Annotated in this window: 19 protein-coding genes; 8 read left to right on the top strand and 11 right to left on the bottom strand. The window is 71.4% G+C overall.

Features of this window, described 5'->3' with window-relative positions:
- Positions 1-116 precede the first annotated feature (116 nt).
- Positions 117-1,067 carry a LacI family DNA-binding transcriptional regulator gene (locus LC438_RS03385; protein ID WP_223587445.1) on the bottom strand — a complete coding sequence of 317 codons (951 nt, stop codon included), beginning with the start codon at positions 1,065-1,067 and terminating at the stop codon, positions 117-119.
- A gap of 137 nt (positions 1,068-1,204) precedes the next feature.
- On the opposite strand from LC438_RS03385, the gene galT reads away from it, so the two are divergent.
- The 3 genes from galT to galE all read left to right on the top strand — a co-directional run bounded on the left by galT (position 1,205) and on the right by galE (position 4,641).
- Positions 1,205-2,389, top strand: coding sequence for a galactose-1-phosphate uridylyltransferase (gene galT / locus LC438_RS03380; protein ID WP_223585848.1), 1,185 nt, complete (start codon positions 1,205-1,207; stop codon positions 2,387-2,389).
- Positions 2,386-3,573, top strand: coding sequence for a galactokinase (gene galK, locus LC438_RS03375; RefSeq protein WP_105675198.1), 1,188 nt, complete (start codon positions 2,386-2,388; stop codon positions 3,571-3,573). Before galT ends, galK begins: the two co-directional genes overlap by 4 nt.
- 90 nt (positions 3,574-3,663) lie before the next feature.
- Positions 3,664-4,641, top strand: a complete 978-nt coding sequence (galE, locus tag LC438_RS03370) for a UDP-glucose 4-epimerase GalE (RefSeq protein WP_223585847.1) — start codon at positions 3,664-3,666, stop codon at positions 4,639-4,641.
- 144 nt (positions 4,642-4,785) lie between these two features.
- Here the strand turns inward: galE and LC438_RS03365 are convergent, their stop codons facing one another.
- From LC438_RS03365 to LC438_RS03355, 3 genes are read right to left on the bottom strand one after another with little or no spacing between them, the layout of a single operon-like run.
- On the bottom strand, positions 4,786-6,108 hold the full coding sequence (locus tag LC438_RS03365) for an MFS transporter (protein WP_223585846.1): 1,323 nt from the start codon (positions 6,106-6,108) through the stop codon (positions 4,786-4,788).
- Complete coding sequence (locus LC438_RS03360; RefSeq protein WP_223585845.1) at positions 6,105-7,028, bottom strand: polysaccharide deacetylase family protein; 924 nt, start codon at positions 7,026-7,028, stop codon at positions 6,105-6,107. The genes LC438_RS03365 and LC438_RS03360 overlap by 4 nt, the downstream gene beginning before the upstream one ends.
- Positions 7,025-8,158, bottom strand: coding sequence for an ROK family transcriptional regulator (locus LC438_RS03355; protein ID WP_223585844.1), 1,134 nt, complete (start codon positions 8,156-8,158; stop codon positions 7,025-7,027). The genes LC438_RS03360 and LC438_RS03355 overlap by 4 nt, the downstream gene beginning before the upstream one ends.
- 102 nt (positions 8,159-8,260) lie before the next feature.
- Between LC438_RS03355 and LC438_RS03350 the strand changes: the two genes are divergently transcribed.
- Complete coding sequence (locus LC438_RS03350; protein ID WP_105675188.1) at positions 8,261-8,785, top strand: GNAT family N-acetyltransferase; 525 nt, start codon at positions 8,261-8,263, stop codon at positions 8,783-8,785.
- Positions 8,786-8,815: 30 nt separating this feature from the next.
- Here the strand turns inward: LC438_RS03350 and LC438_RS03345 are convergent, their stop codons facing one another.
- The 3 genes from LC438_RS03345 to LC438_RS03335 all read right to left on the bottom strand — a co-directional run bounded on the left by LC438_RS03345 (position 8,816) and on the right by LC438_RS03335 (position 13,570).
- On the bottom strand, positions 8,816-11,449 hold the full coding sequence (locus LC438_RS03345; RefSeq protein ID WP_223585843.1) for a hypothetical protein: 2,634 nt from the start codon (positions 11,447-11,449) through the stop codon (positions 8,816-8,818).
- Positions 11,450-11,576: 127 nt separating this feature from the next.
- Entirely contained in the window at positions 11,577-12,164 is a 588-nt protein-coding gene (locus tag LC438_RS03340; RefSeq protein WP_223585842.1) for a gluconokinase, read from the bottom strand.
- A 2-nt stretch (positions 12,165-12,166) separates the two neighbouring features.
- A complete protein-coding gene (locus tag LC438_RS03335; protein WP_105675183.1) occupies positions 12,167-13,570 on the bottom strand; it encodes a GntP family permease in 1,404 nt (467 codons plus the stop codon).
- 168 nt (positions 13,571-13,738) lie between these two features.
- Here LC438_RS03335 and LC438_RS03330 point away from each other — a divergent pair, with 168 nt between their 5' ends.
- Entirely contained in the window at positions 13,739-14,452 is a 714-nt protein-coding gene (locus LC438_RS03330; RefSeq protein ID WP_223585841.1) for a FadR/GntR family transcriptional regulator, read from the top strand.
- A 165-nt stretch (positions 14,453-14,617) separates the two neighbouring features.
- On the opposite strand, the gene LC438_RS03325 is transcribed toward LC438_RS03330, so the two are convergent.
- Entirely contained in the window at positions 14,618-16,063 is a 1,446-nt protein-coding gene (locus LC438_RS03325; protein WP_223585840.1) for a gamma-aminobutyraldehyde dehydrogenase, read from the bottom strand.
- 100 nt (positions 16,064-16,163) lie between these two features.
- On the opposite strand from LC438_RS03325, the gene LC438_RS03320 reads away from it, so the two are divergent.
- Genes LC438_RS03320 through LC438_RS18720 form a run of 3 tightly spaced genes read left to right on the top strand, consistent with a single transcriptional unit; the run spans position 16,164 to position 18,503 of the window.
- A complete protein-coding gene (locus LC438_RS03320; protein WP_105675177.1) occupies positions 16,164-16,631 on the top strand; it encodes an Lrp/AsnC family transcriptional regulator in 468 nt (155 codons plus the stop codon).
- Positions 16,632-16,659: 28 nt separating this feature from the next.
- Positions 16,660-18,063, top strand: coding sequence for an FAD-binding oxidoreductase (locus tag LC438_RS03315; protein ID WP_223585839.1), 1,404 nt, complete (start codon positions 16,660-16,662; stop codon positions 18,061-18,063).
- Positions 18,060-18,503: a cupin domain-containing protein gene (locus LC438_RS18720; RefSeq protein ID WP_223585838.1), complete on the top strand. Its 444-nt coding sequence runs from the start codon at positions 18,060-18,062 to the stop codon at positions 18,501-18,503. Before LC438_RS03315 ends, LC438_RS18720 begins: the two co-directional genes overlap by 4 nt.
- A 148-nt stretch (positions 18,504-18,651) precedes the next feature.
- Here LC438_RS18720 and LC438_RS03305 read toward each other — a convergent pair whose 3' ends face one another.
- From LC438_RS03305 to LC438_RS03295, 3 genes are read right to left on the bottom strand one after another with little or no spacing between them, the layout of a single operon-like run.
- On the bottom strand, positions 18,652-20,229 hold the full coding sequence (locus LC438_RS03305) for an ABC transporter ATP-binding protein (protein WP_223585837.1): 1,578 nt from the start codon (positions 20,227-20,229) through the stop codon (positions 18,652-18,654).
- Positions 20,226-21,092 carry an ABC transporter permease gene (locus LC438_RS03300; RefSeq protein ID WP_223585836.1) on the bottom strand — a complete coding sequence of 289 codons (867 nt, stop codon included), beginning with the start codon at positions 21,090-21,092 and terminating at the stop codon, positions 20,226-20,228. The genes LC438_RS03305 and LC438_RS03300 overlap by 4 nt, the downstream gene beginning before the upstream one ends.
- A complete protein-coding gene (locus LC438_RS03295; RefSeq protein ID WP_223585835.1) occupies positions 21,089-22,045 on the bottom strand; it encodes an ABC transporter permease in 957 nt (318 codons plus the stop codon). Before LC438_RS03295 ends, LC438_RS03300 begins: the two co-directional genes overlap by 4 nt.
- Positions 22,046-22,093 lie beyond the last annotated feature (48 nt).

The raw sequence follows: 22,093 nt of genomic DNA, 5'->3' as shown, positions 1-22,093 counted from the left end.
GTATCACGCTCTCGCAACCCTTTCGGGAAAGCGCATTCCAGATTCCAGATCCTTCGCGCTCGACCACAAGCGCATCCGAAGGCGCCCCCGCTGTGGGCGGCGGGCCGACGGCAGGGTCAGAGAGTGCTGGAGCGCTCGATCAGCAGCGTCGGGATGATCGAGGGGCCGGATGCCGGACCCTCACCCTCGATGTCGGCGACCAGCGCGGCGACCGCACGGTGAGCGAGGGCCGTGAAGTCCTGGCGGATCGTCGTCAGCGGCGGGCGGTAGTTCGCGGCATCCGGGACGTCGTCGAAGCCGATCACGGCGACGTCCTCCGGCACACGGCGCCCCGACTCGGCGAGCGCGCGCAGCAGCCCCAGCGCCATCTGGTCGTTCGCGCAGAAGACGGCGGATGCCGCGGAGAGGGCGGCCCCCGCGGCGTATCCCGACTCGGCGCTCCAGTCGCCCCTGACCACCTCGGGGGCGTCGATCCCGGCCGCGGCGAGGGAGTCCCGCCACCCGCGCTCGCGCTCGGCCGCCGCGAAGGAGTCGGCGGGCCCCGCGAGGTGGTGGACGATCGGGCACCCGGCCTCAAGGAGCCGCGCGGTGGCCAGAGCCGCACCTCCGGCGTGGTCGCTGTGCACGGAGATGAAGCCGTCGTCGGTGGCCGCATCGACCACGACGAGCCGCAACCCGGCGGGACGCTGAGCGGTCGACACCTGCGCGGAGGCCTCGTTCAGCACGATCGCACCGTCGACCTCCTGCTCGGCGAGGTGCTCGAACGCCTCGGCGACGCCACCGGACGCGGTGACGAGCGTGAGGGCGTATCCGCGCTCCGCCGCGGCCTCGGCTGTGGCCTGCAGCATCCGCGAGTTGCCGACGGTGGCGAGGGTCGTGACGACGAGGCCGATGGTCTGCGAGCGGCCGGTGCGCAGAGCCCTGGCGGCGCGGTGCGGGCGGTAGCCGAGCTCGGCCATCGCCTTCTCGACGCGCTCGCGCGTGGCAGGGTCGACCCGCGGGCTGTCGTTGACGACGCGGGAGACGGTCTGGCCGGAGACTCCGGCGCGGGCGGCGACGAGGGCCATCGACACGCGCCCCGATGCCGGGCGACGGCGCGGAATCCGCTCGCCGGGGAGTCCGAGTTCGCTGCGGGTCACCGGCATCCTCCGTTCACAACTCCTCAATGTTGACGTTACCACGCCGTCGGACGTACCATGTTTACGTGAACACGCACGAATCTCCGGAGTTCCGAACGGCGACCCTCTCCGCCGGCGTCACCAAGCGCGCGACGACGCTCGCCGACGGCCGCGACCTCATCTACTACGACGACCCCGACACCGCGCTCCCCGCGGAGCGCTCGATCGACGCGCGCACCCTCGACCCGCGCCCCGACACGGCCACGATGCGGCTCGACGTGCTCACCGGTGACTGGATCACGGTCGCCGCGAACCGCCAGAACCGCGTCATGATGCCGAGCGCCGACGCCGACCCGCTGGCGCCGCAGACTCCGACCAATCCGTCGGAGGTCCCGTCGCGCTACGACGTCGCGGTGTTCGAGAACAAGTCCCCCGCGTTCGGACCCGCCCTCGCCGAGGCCACGGGCGACGCTCCCGGAGCATCCAACCCTCCGCGCGGACTCGACGACCTCGCCGCCCTCGGACTCGGACGCACCCGCACCTCGGTCGGCCGCTGCGAGGTCGTGTGCTTCAGCCCGGAGCACACCGGATCCTTCGGCACCCAGAGCGTCACCCGCGCCCGCACCGTGATCGAGGCCTGGGCCGACCGCACCGCCGCTCTGTCGCAGCTGCCCGGCATCGAGCAGGTCTTCCCCTTCGAGAACCGCGGCGAGGCGATCGGCGTGACCCTGCCCCACCCGCACGGCCAGATCTACGCCTACCCCTACGTCACCCCGCGCACCACCCGCGTGCTGGAGAGCATCGACCGCACGGCGCCCGACCTGTTCCAGCGCATCCTCGAGTTCGAGCAGTCGTCGGAGCGGGTCGTCTTCCGCGGCGAGCACTGGACGGCCTTCGTGCCCTTCGCCGCCCGCTGGCCGCTGGAGGTGCACCTGATGCCGCACCGTCACGTCCCCGACTTCGCCGAGACGACGGATGCCGAGCGCGACGAGCTCGCCCCGCTCTACCTGCGTCTGCTCCGCGGCGTCGACGCGCTGTACGAGACCCCGACCCCGTACATCGCCGCGTGGCACCAGGCTCCGGTCAACACCGGCCGCGACAGCGTGCGCCTGCACCTGCAGCTCACCAGCCCCCGCCGCGCCGCCGACAAGCTCAAGTTCCTGGCCGGATCGGAGGCCGCCATGTGGGCGTGGGCCGCCGAGGTCGCACCCGAGCAGGGCGCCGCCCGCATCCGCGAAGCCATCGCCCGCGCAGAGGAGGCGTCCGCATGACCACCACCCAGGATGCCGCGACGGCGCTGTTCCTCGAGCTCACCGGCCGCGAGCCCGAGGGCCTCTGGTCGGCTCCCGGCCGGGTGAACCTCATCGGCGAGCACACCGACTACAACGACGGATTCGTGCTGCCCTTCGCGATCCCGCACCGCACGGTCGCGGCCGTCGGTCGACGCGATGACGGCGTCGGCCGTGTGCGTGTCGCCTCGACGTTCGCCGCAGAGCCGGTCGAGGTCGCCCTCGACGAGCTCGACGGCCTGTTCCCGACGGCGGCCGGCGCCGAGCCCGCCGTCCCGGAGTGGGCGGCCTACCCGCTGGGGGTCGCCTGGGCTCTGGCTCAGGCCGCGTCCGTCACCGGATCGGGCGTCGACATCGCGATCGCCTCCGACGTCCCCGTCGGCGCCGGGCTCTCCTCGTCCGCTGCGATCGAGGGCGCCACGGCATCCGCCCTGAACGATCTGTGGGGAGCCGGCCTCGACCGGGTCGCCCTCGCCCGCGTGGGCCGCAGGGCCGAGAACGAGGCCGTGGGAGCGCCCACCGGGATCATGGACCAGATGGCCTCCATGCTCGGCGAGCCGGATGCCGCGACCTTCCTCGACTGCCGCTCGCTGGAGGCGCAGCTCGTGCCGCTCGGCGTGGCCGAGGCCGGTCTCGCGATCCTCGTCATGGACACCCGCGTGAAGCACGCGCACTCCACCGGTGGCTATGGAGAGCGCCGCGCCGCCTGCGAACGCGGAGCCGCGATCATGGGCGTCCCTTCGCTGCGCGACGTGACGGTCGCCGACCTGCCCAGGGCCGAGGCGCTCATGGACGACGTCACGTTCCGCCGCGTGCGCCACGTCGTGACCGAGAACCAGCGTGTGCTCGACACCGTCCGCGTGCTGCGCGAATCCGGCGCCAGGGCGATCGGCGACCTGCTCGTCGCCTCGCACGCCTCGATGCGCGACGACTTCGAGATCTCGGTTCCCGAGCTCGACACGGCGGTCGAGGCCGCCCTCGCCGCCGGGGCGCTCGGCGCACGGATGACGGGCGGCGGGTTCGGCGGCGCCGCGATCGCACTGATCGAGGCCGACGCCGTCGCGGACGTGTCGGATGCCGTGGCCTCCGCGTTCGCGGCATCCGGGTTCTCCGCGCCCCACCTGTTCACCGTCGTGCCGTCCGCCGGCGCCGGTCGCGACGCCTGAGGACGTGCGCCCGTGCGGCGAGCACGCAGGTCGCCCTGGAGTCACGCAGGTCGCCCTGGAATACTGAGCACCCGACCCTGAAGGAGAACCATGTCCTGGATCGTCACCGGCGGCGCCGGCTACATCGGATCGCACGTCGTGCGGGCACTGTCGGATGCCGGGCTCGCTCCGGTCGTGATCGATGACCTCTCCAGTGGGGTCGCGTCGTTCGTGCCGGAGGGCGTGCCGTTCGTCCACGGCAGCATCCTCGATCGGGAGCTCGTCGAGCGCACGCTGCGTGAGCACGACGCCGAGGGAGTGATCCACGTCGCCGGCTTCAAGTACGCGGGCGTCTCGGTGCAGCGTCCGCTGCACACCTACGCGCAGAACGTCGAAGGAACGCGCGTGGTGCTGGAGGCGATGGCGGCCGCGGGTGTCGCGAACATCGTGTTCTCGTCGTCGGCCGCGGTGTTCGGCACCCCCGACGTCGATCTGGTCGTCGAAGACACGGCGAAGCGGCCGGCGAACCCCTACGGCGAGTCGAAGCTCATCGGCGAATGGCTGCTGCGCGACCAGGCCACCGCGACCGCCGACTCCGCGCATCCGCTCCGGCACACGTCGCTGCGCTACTTCAACGTCGTCGGCTCGGCCGACCCCACGGTCTATGACGTGAGTCCGCACAACCTCTTCCCCATCGTGTTCGAGGCGCTGATCGCGGGCAGGACCCCGAAGATCTTCGGAGACGACTACGCCACCCCCGACGGCACGAACGTGCGCGACTACGTGCACGTGGGCGACATCGCCGCCGCGCACGTCGCCGCCGCGCGACGCCTGTCGGCGGGCGAGTCGATCGAGCCCGCCTACAACCTGGGCTCGGGTGACGGCCTCAGCGTGACGCAGATCATGGATGCCGTGGCTCGCGTGACCGGCATCGACTTCACCCCCGAGGTCGGCCCCCGGCGCCCCGGCGACCCCGACCGCATCGTCGCGACCGGCGAGCTCGCCGCCCGCGACCTCGACTGGCGGATGCGCTACACGGTCGACGAGATGGTCCGCACGGGCTGGGAGGCTCGTCGCGCGGCAGTGTGATCGGGACGGCTCCGGGATCGCCCGTCCGGGCGAAGAACGGGTACCCCTTCCCCGCAAGCGGGGCCCCTTCCCCGATTCGCCCGGACGGGCGATCCCTCCGCCTCGCGTCGCGGTCGGGCGACGCCCCCGGGGTGCTCGGGAGGGTCAGAGGTCGCGGGTGCGGATCGGGTAGAACCAGAAGCACACCCAGGCCAGGGCTGTGAAGACGAGCGGGATCACCGCGACCATCACGCGGATGCCGCCGTCCACGGCATCCGGCTGGCTGTCGCCCAGCGTCGCGTCGAACCCGGATGCCGTCAGCACGACGGCGGCGACGATCGCCTGCACCACCACTGCCCCGCGCACGACGAACCCGTTCACCCCGAAGTACGCGCCCTCGCGCCGATGCCCCGTGCGCACGGCGTCGTCGTCGATGATCTGCGCCAGCATCACCTCGAGCAGCTGGAGGAGGCCTCCGATGCCGACCCCCACCGCGATGCCGACGAGAGCCGCGGCGAGCACCGACGTCGGGAGCAGGTAGCCGAGCACGGCGACGCCGAAGACGCCGACGCTCCACAGCAGCGCCGTGCGCGGCGAGGTGCGCCGCACGACCGCGCTCCACAGCACGATCGACGGGATGGCCGTCACGAAGATGGCTCCGAGCAGCACGCTGCCCTCTCCCTCGGCCGCGTGCAGCGAGTACCGCACGTAGAACGGGAGGGCGGCGAGGATGATCGCGATCGACGTCTGCACGCACAGCGACCCGAGCACGTAGGGCACGAAGGCACGGTTGGCGAAGGTGAGCGTCAGCTGGCGCCGCCAGGTCATGGCCTCGGATGCCGCCTCCGGCACGGTGCGCTCGACCATGCCGCCGAGGAACGACCACACGAGGAGGACGAGGCAGACCCCGCCGAGCACGAGCGCCATGCCAGGCCAGCCCATCGAGCCGTACAGTGCCGGGGCTCCTGCCGTGCCCAGCACCATGCCGAGGATCGCGAAGATCTGCCGCGGGACGTTGCCGCGGGCGCGCTCCTCCGTGGTGCGGAAGATCTCGGGGAACAGGGCGGAGATGTTGAGCACGACCACGACGAAGGCGATGTCGTACACCGCGACGACCACGAGGAACCAGGCGATCAGCCCGGCGACGGGGAGCTCAGGCGGCATCCACACCAGCGCGAAGGCCACGACCAGCGGCACGATGCCGAGCCCGATCCAGGGCACCCGGCGCCCCCACGGCGTGCGGATCCGGTCGGACAGCGCCCCCACGACGGGGTTGAGCACGGCGTTGAGGATGCCGTGGGCGATCATGGCCGCCGCGACCCATCCCGGCGGCACGCCCAGGTGCGTGACGTAGAAGTAGACGACGAAGGCCGAGAAGGTCTGCGCCATCAGCTGGGTCGGGAACCCGGAGGCGCCGAAGGCGATCGTCTGGGCGCGCGGGGGCGCCTCGTCGATGCGGCGGTCGCGGAGCGCGCCGAGCAGGGTCACCGCGCCGCACTCCGCTGCAGCTCGCGCAGCGCGCGCCAGCCGATGCGCACGAGACCCTCGTCCTCGATCGCCTGCAGCACAGCGGGGTCGGCGAGCAGCCGGTGCTCGTACCCGCGCTTGGCGGCGGCGAAGTCGACCGCCGCCCTGAGCTCCGCGTCGTCGATCATCGGATGCAGGTAGATCTCGGTGACTCCGGCGGGGACGGCGCGCAGCAGCGCGATGAAGCCGTCGCGCACCTGCTCGTACCCCTCCTCGGCATCCGTGCCCTCGCCGACGATCTCGAAGGGGTGCGACCAGAGCCGGTCGATGATCTCGACGCCGAGGGAGTCCGCCGCAGCGGCCGCCCGGTCGAGGGTGCGCTGCAGCTCGACGTCCGCGTCTGCGCCGTCCATGCTGCGCGGCAGCCGGAAGGGCAGACCGTGGCGTGCGGCGAGCGCGAACACCGGTGCGAGGAAGTCGCGGCCGGTGAGGAGTCCGTAGACCGAGCCCATGTGGTTGTCGAGGTGGGTGACGTCGACCCCGGCGTCGAGCGCGGCCTGCAGCTGCGCGGCGATCTCGGCGGCGACGTCGTCTTCGGCCGCGTTCTCCTCGACCGGCCGCACCTCCGAGGGGAAGAACCCGTCGGCGTCGACGAGCGTCGTGCCCACGCCGGTGAGCGGCCGCCAGCGGTACCGGGTCCACTCGCTGGTCAGCACGAGGTGCACGCCCACGTCGAGGTCGGTGCGGGATGCCGCGAACGCCAGCGCCTCCGGCGACCACGGGCACGGCACCATCACCGTCGTGGAGTCGATGCGCCCGGCATCCAGCAGCTCGGTGATCGCGAGGTTCGCCGCATGGCACATGCCGAAGTCGTCGGCGTTGAGGATGATCGCCCGTGCTCCGGGGGCGAGGCCGAGTCGATCGGCGAGGTCGGAGATCATCGACTGCTCCTGTCGGGGAGGACGCTACTGAACACGGTGGTGCGGAGAGCGGATGCCGCCTCGCCGATCGCGCCGACCAGCGGCGCCTCCGGCCCGAACGACGAGACCAGGAAGCGCATGGGCAGCTGCGCGGCATAGGCGTCGGCCACGGACTGCACGGCGTCGACGAGCACGGGGTGCGCCGCCGATCCGCTCAGCACGAACGCCTCGGGGTCGAGCACGAGGGCGACGCTGCCCGCGACGAGGGTGATGCGCCGCCCCATCTCGGCGGCCATCGCGAGCGCGGCCTCATCACCGGCGGCGGCCGCGTCGAGGTGCTGGTCGAGCGTGAGCGAGGGGTCGCGCCCGTTCGTCAGCGCCAGGTCGCCCACGACCGCGTCGCCCAGCACGGGGGCGCCGATCGGCAGCGGGGTCTGCGGCAGGTACATGACCTCTCCCGCGACACCGGAGAAGCCTCTGTGCAGCATGCCGTCGATCACGATGCCCCCGCCGAGGCCGTCGTCGAGCAGCAGCAGCGCGAAGCTGGAGAGCTCGGCGCCCGCTCCCGAGGTGAGCTCGGCGAGAGCGGCGAGGTTGACGTCGTTCTCCACCCGCACGGGGCAGTCGAGTTGGGAGATCAGGGCCGCCTTGAACGCGCCGCCGTCTGGTCCCTGGTCGTCGCGGATGCCGCCGTCGGCCGTGACGATGCCCGGCACCCCGACGACGACGAGGCGCAGCGGCGCCTGCACCGCCAGCAGGCACTCGTCGATGAGGCTCGTGATGTGCTCGACCCGGTCGCCGCGGAGCGGGAAGGGCGCGTGCTGCTCCGCTCTGACGACGCCCATCGGGTCGACGAGCGCGACGTGCGCGGCATGGTGGTCGACGTGGACGGCGGCGGCCACGCCGAGGCGGGGATGCAGCGCCACCCTGCTCGCCGCGGGCCCCCTGGTCTCACGGTCGACGCCGGCGGGGACGACGGCGCCCGCACCTTCGAGCATCCGCAGCACCTGGGTGACGGCGGTGCGCGAGAGGCCGGTCGCGGCCATGAGCTCGGCGCGGGTCTGCGGCCCCCTGCGCCCGAGGGTCTCGAGGATGGCCCGCCCGTTGAGCGTGCGGAGCAGAGACTGCGGACCTGCGATCGGCCTGGCCATGGTGATCCCCCGGGAGTCGACTTCGCCCAGCCTGACACATCGCGTCGTACTTGTCGACGGGTGTTGCTCCCGCCCGATCCGGCTTCCATTTAGGGTGGACGGATGACGCAGCTGGTGATCCGCGAGGCTCAGATCGACGACGCCGACGAGGTCGCCGCCGTGCACGTGCGCTCCTGGCAGGTCGCGTACCGAGGGCTCATGCCGCAGGAGCTCCTCGACGGCCTCTCCATCGAGGAGCGCGCGGCGGGGTGGCGGCGCTTCGTCGCCGAACCGCTGCCGACCGGCCTCGGCATCCTCGTCGCCGTCCGCGACGGCGCCGTCATCGGCTGGACCTCGTTCGGCTCGGGGCGCGACGACGACGGGCTGGCCGACGGCGAGGTGTACGGCATCTACGCCGACCCCTCCGCGTGGTCGACCGGCGTCGGCCACGCCCTGCTCACCGCCGCGGAGAAGGTCATCGCGGATGCCGGGCACACCCGCGCCTACCTGTGGGTGCTGGACGGCAACGACAGGGCAGACGCCTTCTACGCGGCGCACGGCTGGATCGCCGACGGCGCGACCAAGGTCGAGCAGCGCCCCGACCAGTCGCTCGCGGAGCACCGCCGCGTCAAGGACCCGCTGCGCTGAACGGACGACGCCGGCGTCAGACGAACGGCGTCAGCGCGCTCGTCGCCGCGCGACCTTCTCCGCACGCGCCGCGGAACGGACCTCCGCCGCGGAGAGGCCGAGATGCGGGGCGGAGCGGATCCAGGCGTAGGTCGCGGCCTCCGAGGCGTGATCGCCGAGCGCCGCGAAGCACGCGGCGAGATCGAACGCCGACGCCCTGACGCGCACCATCAGGTCGGCGTCGGCGGTGCCCGCACCGATGTCGAGCACCCGGCGGTGCGCTCCGGCGGCCTCCGCCGTGCGCCCGAGCCCTCCGAAGAGGATCGCCTGGTTGCGGAGCGCCTTCGCGCAGCGGAGCCGACCGGATGCCGTGTCGACCGACTGCCCGTGCACGGCGACGACGTGCTCGTAGGCGGCGAGAGCGCCGGCGACGTCGCCGATCTCGTCGATCATGATGGCGCGGTTGTAGACGCCCTGCTGGCGCGTCGTCGCCAGCTCTCCGTCTGTCTCCCCCTCGGCGAGCGCATCGAGCGCCTCGTACGCCGCGATCGCCCCGCGAGGGTCCCCGAGAGCTCCGAGCGCCATGCCCAGCCGGAGGTACGCGCGGGCCTGCACGCGCTCGGCGCGGAGGTCGCTCCCTGCCCGGATGAGGGTCGCCTGGCGCGCCAGCGTCGCGACCTGCTCCCAGTACTTGGCGTCCTGGAGCCAGCCCGCCCAGGCGTCCAGCGCCGCGAGCCGCAGCATCGCGACATCGACGTCGTCTGTTCCGGCGCTCTCCTCGACGACGCCCCTCCAGAGGCCCTCCGCCTCGGCGACCCGCCCCTTCTCGGCGAGCTCGTCGGCGGCGTAGAGACGATCTCGCAGCGACCGGTACCGTTCGGTCGCCGCATCACCGGACGCGGCATCCGCCCCCGGCATCAGCGAGAGGATCCGGAGGTTCTCGCGGGCACGGCGGACCGTGTCCTGGATGTCGTCGTCGTCGGCGTCGCCGAAGCGGGCGTCGAGCGCACGGAGCAGGTCGATCGCCGCGCCCGTGCTCCCCTGCTCATGCGACTCCACCGCGTCGCCGAGCATCCTGGTCGCGTCGAGTCGGCGGATCCTCACGTCGGGGTCGTCGGCGAATCGTTCGGCGAAGAGGCGCCGCAGCTCCCTCGATTCGGTCTGCCCTGTGAGATCGGAGCGCCACGCCGACCACAGCGCGTTCGCCGCCCACCGGCGCACGTCGCCGGACGGGTCCGCGGAGAACTCGGCGAGAACCTCGTCGATCGCCTTCCGGGATGCGTCCTGCTGTCCGGCATCACGGAGGAACCTGCTCTCCCAGTACCCCGCCTGCACGCGCTCCGACCTGGCGATGTCGCGCCCCGTCGACCGCACGTTCGCGGAGAGCCGGGCGAGCGTCGACAGCGCATCGTCCCGCCCGCCGAGATCGGACTGCCGGAGCGCCCTGTCGAGGAGCAGCGCGGCCATCATCGGCACCGTCTCGACGTCGTCCCAGAAGGCGGCGAACCTCTCCTCCACGGCGAAGGACGCGGCCACGGCCGCCACGGGGTCTCGCTCGGGAGACGAGGGCTCGCGCGCCGCCGTCGCTCCATCGGGATGGCCGAGCACGCTCGCGATGCGCGCCGCGACGCCGAACCGGGCGAGGGCCGACCGCGGATCATCGTCCGACAGGAACACCCGGTCGGCCTCGCGCAGCAGCGCGAGACCGGATGCCGTCGCATACGCGGTGGGGCCGACGTGGCGAAGGAGATCGGAGAGGACGAGGGAGCGCGCATCGGCGTCGGCGTCCGCTGCGTACCGCCCGAGGAGAGCAGACCACTCCTCGGCGGCGACGGCATCCCGATCCGCTCCGTCGAGACGATCGAGGATCTCCTCCAGGTGCCGGGTCTCGCGCCGCGCGCGCTGCACCCCTGGTTCGCCGAGCCCGTCTGCCAGCAGCCGCCTCACGGGGGCGACGGCATCGAGCGCCGGAGCGCCCTCGGCGATCGCGATGTCGGCGAGGAGCAGCGCGGCGTCGAGGGCGAATCCCGCGGAGCCGGGACCGGAGCGCGCCTCCCGTACGACCAGATCGAGCACCTCGGGAACACCGGAGAGGTCGAGGTCGTTCTCGACCCGCAGCCGCGAGGCGGTGAACATCGCATCGAGCCTGATCGTCGCCGACCGCGGGTCGGCTTCTCCGCCGAGGCGGAGGGCGAGCTCGTCGAGAGACACGGCGATGGACGAGGGTGACTGCCCCAGCCACTTGCGGATCATCTGTGCGGTGAGCGCGGCCTCGGCGGCTGCCCGCCGGACGCCCGCATGCGGGGAGTCGCGCCAGCGAGCGTCGAGGGCGACGGCGCGCTGGAGCACCTCCACGTGCAGCACCGGATCGACGTCGTCCAGACCGTGCACGAACTCGATCCGCGGGAGCTCCGCGTACGCCAGCGCCTCCGCCGTGCGCTCGTCGTCGACGCCATCGGTGAGAGCGGCCAGGCGTTCCAGGTGGCGATCGATCGTCTCCGGCTGCTCGATCTCCACGTCGAGTCCGATGAGCAGTCCGGTCGCCTCGGCGAGAGCGCACGCCTCGTCGGCGCCGGTCGCGGATGTCGCCCCTGCGAGTCCTTCGACCAGCAGGGCGCGCGCCGCCCCCTGCTCGCCCTCGTCGATGCGTGCTCGCGCCTCTTCGAGCAGGCTGAAGATCCCCATGTCGACGCGTCCCCCTCCTCGCCGGCCGGCGGGTGCTCTCGGCCGGCGTTCCGCCACGACCGACAGTCTCGCACGGGCGTCGGTCACGGCGCCCGTGCGAGACTCGTCGGTCCCGTCGGAGCGGGCCTCAGTCGGCCAGCATCCCCTCGTCGGTGTACTCCGGCGCGGGGAGCGCCGACAGCTGAAGGCGACGCATGATCTCCTTGACCTCGTCCTTCGGGCCGCGGCCGAGGTCGACGACGATGCCCTCCTCGTCGGGCTCGAGCGGCTCCAGGGTCGCGAACTGCGAGCCCAGCAGGCTCTGCGGCATGAAGTGGTCGAAGCGGGTGCTGAGCCTGTTCGCGATCGTCTCGCGCGTGCCGTCGAGATGGACGAAGGCGACGCCCGGTCCGCTGAGCCGGTCCCGGTAGACGCGGCGCAGCGCAGAGCAGGTCACGATCCCGGGGGTTCCGGATGCCGTGTGCAGCTGTATCCACGCGGCGATCCGCTCCAGCCACGGCCACCGGTCCTCGTCTGTGAGGGGCACCCCGGCGGCCATCTTGGCGACGTTCGCCGCGGGGTGGAGATCGTCGCCCTCTTCGAGGTCCCAGCCCAGCCGTCCGGCGAGCATGCCGGCCACGGTGGACTTGCCCGATCCGGAGACACCCATCACCACCAGCACGATGGGCGGGTCCGGCGGGGTCTGCACGGCGTCCTGTCCGTTCGTCGTCGTCATGATCAGACCACCAGATCCAGGAGCAGCACGCCGGCGAGGCCGACGACCGAGATCAGGCACTCCAGCACCGTCCAGGTCTTGAACGTCTGCGGCAGGCTCGTTCCGAGGTACTGCTTGACGAGCCAGAACCCGGCGTCGTTCACGTGCGAGAGGAACACCGAGCCGGAGCCGATCGCGAGCACGAGGAGGGCGACCTCCGGGCCGGGGAGCGTCGACGCGGCGGAGGTCATGAGACCGGCCGCCGTGATCGTGGCGATCGTGGCTGAGCCCGTGGCGATGCGCACGAGCACGGCGACGAGCCAGCCGAGCAGCAGCACCGAGACCCCGCTCTCGAGCACGGCCCTGGTGATGACCTCGCCGATGCCGGTGTCGATGAGGACCTGCTTGAACGCGCCGCCCGCACCCACGATGAGGAGGATGCCGGCGATCGGCGGGAGGCTGCTCTCCAGGGAGTGCGCGACGCTGGTGCGGTTCATCTTCCCGCCGGCGCCGAGCACGAAGATGCCGAAGATCAACGTGATGAGCAGCGCGATCGCGGGGGTGCCGACGAAGTCGAGCACGACCTTCCAGGCATCCGTCGAGTCGGGCGCGATGACCGCGGCGAGCGCCTTGCCCATCATGAGCACGACCGGAAGCAGGATGCTGGAGAGCGCGGCGGCGAAGGAGGGGCGCGGGCGCTGCGTGACGTCCTCGCCCTTGTCCTCGGCGGTGAGGAACATGTCGGGCACGGGCACGGGAGCCCACTTCGCGGCGAACCCGCTGAAGACGGGGCCCGCGATGATGATCGTCGGGATCGCGATGATCACGCCGAACGCGAGGGTGAGGCCGAGGTTCGCGCCGAGGGCGTCGATCGCGATCAGCGGTCCGGGGTGCGGGGGCACGAGACCGTGCATCGCGGAGAGGCCGGCGAGGGTGGGGATGGCGATCTTCATCAGCGCGACGCCCGAGCGGCGGGCGACGAGGATGATCACCGGGATGAGCAGCACGAGGCCGATCTCGAAGAACATCGGCAGACCGATCACGGCGCCGACGACGCCCATCGTCCAGGGCAGTGCCCTCTTGCTCGACCGCGAGACGAGGGTGTCGACGACGCGATCCGCGCCGCCGGAGTCGGCGAGCAGCTTGCCGAACATCGCGCCGAGGGCGATCAACACGCCGACGCCGCCCATAGTCGAGCCGAAGCCGTTGGAGAAGCTGGTGAGCGCCTGGCCGGTGGCCATACCCGCGCCGATGCCGACGCCGAGTGCGCCGATCGTCAGGGCGAGGAAGGGATGCACCTTCAGCCAGGTGATCAGGACGATGATCACGGCGAAGCCGATCAGTGCGGCGGTGATGAGCTGGGCGTCCGAGCCGACGGGGACGATCGGGGCAGGGTCCGCCGTCTTCAGCAGTGTCAAGGGAACCATCATTGTTCCTCCCATGGGGGAAGCACTGTCCGAGAGCCACGGCGCTTCCGTCTGATATTTACGAGTACGGTACCTAAATAATCTGACTATTTCAAGATCTGTGCGGGATTATCTGCTCCGCTTGCGTGAGCGGATGCAAACATCGGGTCTTTCCCCTACCATGAGGCCATGCCTCAGAACGCTCTGCACGATGTGATCGTCGAGCGCTGGGGTGCGGACATCGGCGCCGAGCGCCGCACCCCCGGCAGCCGGATCATCATGGACGACGCCGTGGCCGAGTTCGGCGCCTCACGCAGCGCGATCCGCGAGGCGGTGCGCGTGCTCGAATCGCTCGGCATGGTCGCGTCGCGCCAGCGCGTCGGCATCATCGTGCAGCCGCCGGAGACGTGGAGCCCCTACGACCAGCGCGTGCTGCGGTGGCGGCTCGACGGACCGCGGCGCGCCGAGCTGCTGCAGAGCCTCAGCGAGCTCCGCAGCGCCGTCGAGCCCGTCGCCGCCCGGCTCGCCGCGTTGCACGCGACTCCGGCGCAGTGCGGTGCGCTGACCGCTGCGGTCATCGGGATGTCGTCGACCTCACGCGCCGCCGACACCGACGAGTACCTCGCCCACGACATCGACTTCCACACCACGCTGCTCCAGGCCTCGCACAACGTCATGCTCAGCAGCCTGTCGCCGATCGTCGTCGCGGTCCTCGAGGGCAGGACGCACCACGACCTGATGCCGGACGTCGCGGATCCGGAGGCGCTGCGCCTGCACGGCGAGGTCGCCGCCGGGGTGCAGTCGAGGGATGCCGAGCGCGCCGAGTCGGCCATGCGGGCGATCGTCGCCGAGTCCGCGGAGGCGATGGAGCAGACCACCCGCGCACTGCGCGAGTCCGAGTGACTCCGACCTCGCCACTCCGACCGTCCCACCGAGCGCCCCTCCGACCGTTCTGTCGGCTCAAGTAGCACTCCGTCGGCGGAACCGGTCCGATCCCACCGGCATCCGTGCTTCCCCGCCGACAGAACGACACGGCCGAGCGATGCCCCCTGTCGTACCGGCGCCGACTCAGTCGAGCGCGGTCATGACGTGCTTGATGCGCGTGTAGTCGTCGAAGCCGTACTGCGACAGGTCCTTGCCGTAGCCGGAGTGCTTGAAGCCGCCGTGCGGCATGTCCGACACGAACGGGATGTGCGTGTTGATCCACACGCAGCCGAAGTCGAGGTCACGCGAGAAGCGCATGGCCCGCGCGTGATCGGTCGTCCACACCGAGGACGCGAGCGCGTAGTCCACGCCGTTCGCCAGCGCGAGCGCCTCCTCGTCGGTCTCGAAGGACTGCACCGTCAGCACGGGGCCGAAGATCTCGCCCTGCACGGCCTCGTCGTCCTGCTGCATCCCCGACACGATCGTGGCCTCGAAGAAGTATCCGGCATCCCCCTGCCGCCGGCCGCCGACCTCGATCTTGGCGTGCGCGGGGAGCCGGTCGACGAAGCCCTGCACCTGCGCGAGCTGCGCCGCGCTCGACAGCGGCCCGTAGAGCACGCCCTCCTCACGCGGCCCCCCGGTGCGGGCATCCGTCGTCGTCTTCTCCACCAGAGCGGCGACGAGCTCGTCGTGGATCGACGAGTGCACGAGCACGCGGGTCGCGGCGGTGCAGTCCTGCCCGGCGTTGAAGAAGGCGCCCGTGACGATGCCGGATGCCGCCTTCGCGATGTCGGCGCCGGGGAACACGATCGCCGGGGCCTTGCCGCCGAGCTCCAGGTGCACGCGCTTGACGTCGTTCGCGGCCGACCGTGCGACGGCCATGCCCGCGCGGACCGAACCCGTGATCGCGACCATCTGCGGAACAGGATGCTCGACCAGGGCCACACCGGTGTCACGGTCGCCCAGCACGACGTTGAGCGTGCCGCCGGGGGTGTGCATCGCCACGATCTCGGCGAGCAGCAGCGTGGTGAGCGGTGTCGACTCTGCAGGCTTGAGCACGACCGTGTTGCCGGCGGCGAGCGCGGGGGCGATCTTCCACACCGCCATGTTGAGCGGGTAGTTCCACGGGGTGACCTGGCCGATCACGCCGACGGGCTCGCGCCGCACGAAGGACGTGTGGCCGGCCATGTACTCCGCGGCGGCGCGCCCCTCGAGGCTGCGGGCGGCTCCGGCGAAGAAGCGCAGCTGGTCGATCGACTGCACGATCTCATCGGCCACGAGGCTCGCGCGCGGCTTGCCGGTGTCCTGCGACTCCAGGTCGGCGAACTCCTCCGCACGCGCCTCCATCTCGTCGGCGATGCGGAACAGCGCCAGCTGACGGTCGGCGGGCGTGGTGTCGCGCCAGAGCGGGAAGGCGGCGGATGCCGCGGCGTAGGCCGCGTCGACGTCGCTCGCATCCGACAGGGGCAGCTGCCCGTAGACCTCCTCGGTCGCGGGGTCGATGAGCGGCAGGTGACCCGCTCCGTTCACGGGCACGTAGCGGCCGCCGATGAAGTTCTGCAGCGTCGCGGAGTTCTTCTCTGAGGACATGGCGATATCGTACCGGCATCCGTGCGGATTCTGAAGCTCTTTCTCCCTCGAAACAACTGAATCAGTTGCATGGGCGTGTTCAACCTGTCAATATCGACACATGAGCAGCACTCCGAAGCACCCCGCCCTGGATGACGTCTCGAAGAGGATCGTCGAGCTCCTCCAGGAGGACGGCCGCCGCCCCTACGCCGAGATCGGCCGCGCGGTCGGGCTCAGCGAGGCCGCCGCACGCCAGCGGGTGCAGCGGATGACGGAGGCGGGCATCATCCAGATCGTCGCCGTGACCGATCCGATGCAGCTCGGCTTCCACCGCATGTCGATGATCGGCATCCGCGTCGACAAGGATCCGCGGTCGATCGCGCAGGAGCTCACCAAGATCACCGAGCTGGCCTACGTCGTCGTCACGCTCGGCACCTTCGACATCCTCGTCGAGGCCGTGTGCGAGAGCGATGAGGACCTCATCGACCTCATCGCGACCCGCATCCGCACCATCCCCGGCGTCGTGCACACCGAGAGCCTGCTCTACGCGGGCCTCTACAAGGACCTCTACAACTGGGGCACGCGCTGACGCGCGCCCCGATCGCAACGGAGTGATCATGGGAACCACCGTCTTCGAACGCCAGAAGCCCGCCGAGTCGGTCATCGACGCCTCCCTGCGCGACACCGCGCTCGGGGTGTTCTGGCTCGACGACGTCGAACGCGTCGAGCACCCGACGCTCTCCGTCGACATCACGGCCGATCTGGCCATCGTCGGAGGCGGATACGCCGGCCTGTGGACGGCCGTCCGCGCCAAGGAGCGCGATCCCGAGCGGCGCGTGGTGCTGCTGGAGGCCTCGCGCATCGCCTGGGCGGCGTCGGGTCGCAACGGCGGCTTCTGCGAGGCCAGCCTCACCCACGGGCACGAGAACGGCGTGAACCGCTGGCCCGAGGAGATCGACCGGCTCGAGGAGCTGGGGCTCGAGAACCTCGACGCGATCGAGGCGACGGTCGCGAAGTACGACATGAAGGTCGACTTCGAGCGCACGGGACAACTGGCCGTCGCGGTCGAGCCGCACCAGGTCGAGTGGTACCGGGAGGAGCACGGCTACCTCGACGAGTCCGCGGTGCAGGCCGAGGTGCACTCCCCCACGTTCCTCGCCGGAGACTGGGACCGCGAGGGCTGCGCGATGGTGCACCCCGCGAAGCTCGGGATGGAACTGGCCCGCGTCGCCGTCGAGCTCGGCGTGGAGATCTACGAGCACTCCATCGTGCGCGGCGTCGAGGGCGACGGGTCGGGTCCGATCACTCTGATCGCCCCCGGCGGGCGGGTGACGGCGGATGCCGTGGCGCTCGCGACCAACGTGTTCCCGTCGCTGCTGAAGCGCAACCGCCTCATGACCGTTCCCGTGTACGACTACGTGCTGATGACGGAGCCGCTGAGCGACGAGCAGCTCGCGTCGATCGGCTGGTCGAACCGTCAGGGCCTCGCCGACAGCGCGAACCAGTTCCACTACTACCGGCTCACCGCCGACAACCGCATCCTTTTCGGCGGGTACGACGCGATCTACCACTTCGGCGGCAAGGTGCGCCCGGAGTACGAGGACCGCATGGAGAGCCACCGCAAGCTCGCCTCGCACTTCTTCACGACGTTCCCGCAGCTGGAGGGGCTGACGTTCACGCACCGCTGGGCGGGGGCGATCGACTCGTCCAGCCGCTTCTGCGCGTTCTTCGGCACCGCGCGCAAGGGCCGCGTGGCGTATGCGACCGGCTTCACCGGACTGGGCGTCGGCGCCGCGCGCTTCGCGGCCGACGTCATGCTCGACAAGCTGTCGGGTGAGGAGACCGAGCGCACCGAGCTGAAGATGGTGCGCGAGAAGCCGATCCCGTTCCCGCCGGAGCCCGCCGCCGCGATCGGCATCAACCTGGTCCGAGCCGCGATGAACCAGGCCGACCACAACGACGGGAAGCGCAACCTCTTCCTCAAGGCGCTCGACGCCGTGGGCATGGGGTTCGACTCGTGAGCGCGCTCGACGCCGGGTCCGGACTCGACGCCGGCGCCGGGTCCGGGATCGATGCCGGGTCCGGCCTCGACGCGGGGTCCGGGATCGACGCCGGGTCCGGGATCGATGCGGGGTCCGGGATCGATGCGCGCGCTGTCGATCTCCCGCACGAGGCGCTGCCCGCGGCGACGGTCGTGTCCGGGTCGCCGACCGCGGCGCTGCTGCCCCTCGCGACCGTCGGGGACACCGAGGTCGGCATCTGGGAGATGACCCCCGGCACGGCATCCGACACCGAGGCCGACGAGGTCTTCGTCGTGCTGTCGGGTCACGCCGTGATCGAGTTCGTGTCACCTCCTCTGCCGCCGCTGGAGATGGGCCCCGGCTCTCTCGTGCGTCTGGCCGAGGGCATGCAGACCGTGTGGACCGTGACCGAGACGCTCCGCAAAGTGTACGTGGCCTGAGCCACCGTGGCGGGCTGGTCGTGCTGGCCTCGTCCCGGCATCCGTCGTCGTCCTGTCGGCGCGAGACACCGGATGCCGGCGCAGCCCCGGCGCGTCCGCCGGCTCAGCGTCCATGGCGCCGACAAAGTGACGGCGGCGGCCCCGATCTTCACACGACGGGGACGGGCACCGAGTCGATGAGCAGGCGGGTGTACTCGTGCTGCGGATCATCGAGCAGCTGCGACGTGGGTCCGGCTTCGACGATGCGTCCGCGCTTCATCACGATCGTCTCGGCGCACACTCGGCGCACCACGGCGAGGTCATGGCTGATGAACAGCAGCGTGAGTCCCTGCTGCTGACGGATGCCGGCGACGAGATCGAGCACCTGCGCCTGCACCGAGACGTCGAGTGCACTGGTGGCCTCGTCCATCACGAGCAGCTCCGGCTCCACCGCGAGCGCCCTGGCGATCGCGACGCGCTGGCGCTGGCCCCCGGAGAGGGTGCGGGGTCGCGCGGTCAGGTGCTCCTCGGAGAGGCCGACCGCGACGAGGAGTTCCAGCGCCCGTGCGCGCGCCGCGGCGCCGGTGCGCCCCGTGTGCAGCGTCAGCACGTCTTCGATCGCGCGCCCGGCCGGGATGCGGGGGTCGAGCGACAGGTACGGGTCCTGGAACACCATCTGCACGCTCTTGGCGCGCTCCAGCCGCTCCGCGCGGGTGCGGGGGATGCCGGCCATCGAGCGGCCGCCGATGCGGATCTCCCCGGCATCCGGCTCCTCCAGCCCGACGATCATGCGCGCGAGAGTCGACTTGCCCGAGCCCGACTCGCCCACGACGGCGAGCGAACCGCCTCGGGGGATCACGAGCTCGGCGTCGACCACGGCGGCGACGTCGCTGCGCCCCCGCCGACGATAGGTCTTCCCCACCCCGGTGACCACGAGCTGGGCGTCGGCGGAGGTCTCGGGCGCCACCGTCACCGCGCCGGTGAGCTTCGGCGTCGCCGCGACCAGCCTGCGCGTGTAGTCCGCCGCGGGCGCGATCAGCACGGATCGGGCCGGGCCCTCCTCCACGACGGCGCCGTCCTTCATCACGACGAGCCGGTCGCACAGGGATCCGGCGAGGTTGAGGTCGTGGGTGATGAACAGCATCCCCATCCCGATCTGCGCGCAGAGGTCGCGCAGCACCTGCACGATCTCGGCCTGGGTGGTGACGTCGAGCGCGGTGGTGGGCTCGTCGCACACCAGCAGCTTCGGTGACGCGCTCAGCGCCCCCGCGATCATCACCCGCTGCAGCATGCCTCCGGAGAGCTCGTGGGGATGCTGCTCCAGGTGCTCGCTCGGCGCGGGCAGCCGCACGGCGGTCAGCAGCTCGACGGCGCGGTCGCGCGCCTTCCCCGCAGGCCAGCCCTCGCACAGCCGCAGCGCCTCGGTGACGTGATCGCCGACCGTGCGCATGGGATTGATGCCTGCGCGGGGATCCTGGAAGACCATCGCCGCCTCGTGCCGACGGATCTCCTGCCGATCGGCCCCTGCCCGGAGCGGCGAGCGGCCGTCGACCGTCACGGAGCCTCCGACCACGGCACCGTCGGGCAGCAGACCGAGCACGGAGCGCGCGGTGAGGGATTTGCCGGAGCCGGACTCGCCCACGAGTCCGACGGTCTCCCCCGGCGAGACGCTCAGCGAGATGCCGTGGAGCAGGCGGATGCCGTTCGGCAGGTCGAGCGTCAGGTCGCTGATGTCGAGAAGGGTCATGCGAACTCCGATCCGCCGATGCGGTCCGACAGTTCCTCGCCGATGATGTTCACCGCGACGACCACGATCACGACGATCACGGCCGGGGCGATGGCGGGGAGGAACTGTCCTGAGGCGACGCCCGACTGGGCCTCGTTGATCATGCCGCCCCAGTCGGCCGTCGGCGGCTGCACGCCGAGGCCGAGGAAGGAGAGGCCGGCGAGCTCGGCGAGCACGTAGCCGAAGTTCAGCGTCGACTGCGCGCCGACGATGGGGGTGATGTTGGGCAGCACGCGGCGCAGTGCGATCCACGCGCCGCCGAACCCCTGCACCCGATAGGCCGAGACGTAGGGTCTGGTGCGCTCGGCGGCGACGAGCGACCGCGTCAGCCGCGCGACGAACGGCGCGTAGGCGATGCTCATCGCGATCACCGGGGCGAGCAGCCCCTTGCCGAACAGCGCGACGGCCATGATCGCGATCAGCAGCGAGGGGAACGCGAACAGCACGTCGAACACGCGGCCGAGGACGGCGTCGATCCACCCGCCGCGCCACCCCGCGAGGAGGCCGAGCAGGATGCCGAGCACCGTGGAGAACAGCACGACCGCGAGCGGGCCGATCAGCGCGGTGCGCCCACCCCAGATGATGCGGCTGAGGATGTCGCGGCCGAGCGCGTCGGTGCCGAGCCAGTGCGCGGCGGACGGCGGGGCGTAGAACGCGGTGAAGTCGACGGCATCCGGGTCGTAGGGGGAGATCCACGGGGCGAGGACCGCGGCCAGCGTGACGACGAGGAGCACGACGGCGCTGATCGCGAAGAGGATCGGCGGCCGGGGGATGCGCGGCGCACGCAGCACGCGCACCGCCAGCGTGGGGGTCGAGGAGGTCATCGGGCACCAGCTCCTGCGGCGGATCGGGGGTCGATCCAGGGTTCGAGGATGTCGACGATCGCGTTGATGACGACGAACGCCGCCACCACCAGCAGCACGATCGCCTGGACGACGGGGAAGTCCAGGCGGTCGACCGACTGGACGAGCAGCGAGCCCACGCCCGAGAGGCCGAACGCGGCCTCCACGATCGAGCTCGCGACGATGAGACCGGCGACGAGCACGCCGCTGACCGTGAGGATGGGGCCCAGCGCGTTGCGCAGCACGTGTCGGCGTACGACGATCGAGCGCTTCACGCCGCGGCTCGTGGAGACCTCGACGTGCTCCCGGCTCAGCTGCTCGACCATCGCGGAGCGCGTCACCTTTCCGACGAGCACGATGAACACGATCGCCAGCGCGATGGAGGGCAGCACCAGGTGGTGGACGGTGTCGAGGAAGCCCTCCCCCGACCCGAACGAGGGGAACCAGCCGAGCTGCACCGAGAACACCGCGATGAGCATGATCGAGCCGACGAACGACGGGATCGCCCCGAGCACGGTGAGTCCGATCAGCACGACGCGGTCCACGAGCCGGCCCCTGTTCAGAGCGGCCACGGCTCCGAGCACGAGCCCGACGACCGCGATGATCGCGCCCGCCATCACGACCAGGGTGAGCGTGACGGGCAGCCGCTCCCCGAGCACGACGCTCACGTCCTGCCGGAACTGCAATGAGCGGCCGAAGTCGCCCCGCACCGCCCCGCCGATCCAGCGGAGGTACTGCTCGATCGGCGAGCGGTCGAGGCCGTACTGGGCCGTGACCTGCGCCACGGCCTCGGGGCTGGGTTTGCGGCCCCGCAGCAGGAAGCTCACGGGATCCCCCGGCACGAGGAAGCGCGAGAAGAAGACGAGCAGCGAGGCGAGGAACAGCGTCAGCAGCAGTCCGCCGAGCTTCCCGGCGACGCGTCGAGCGGCATGCATCGGGTGATCTCCTCAGGGTTCAGGGGTGAAGGGCGTCCGTGTCGGGAG

The sequence above is a fragment of the Microbacterium sp. OVT16B genome (genome assembly GCF_019969705.1).
Taxonomy (GTDB): domain Bacteria; phylum Actinomycetota; class Actinomycetes; order Actinomycetales; family Microbacteriaceae; genus Microbacterium; species Microbacterium natoriense.
This window is presented reverse-complemented; position numbering and strand designations above follow the sequence as displayed.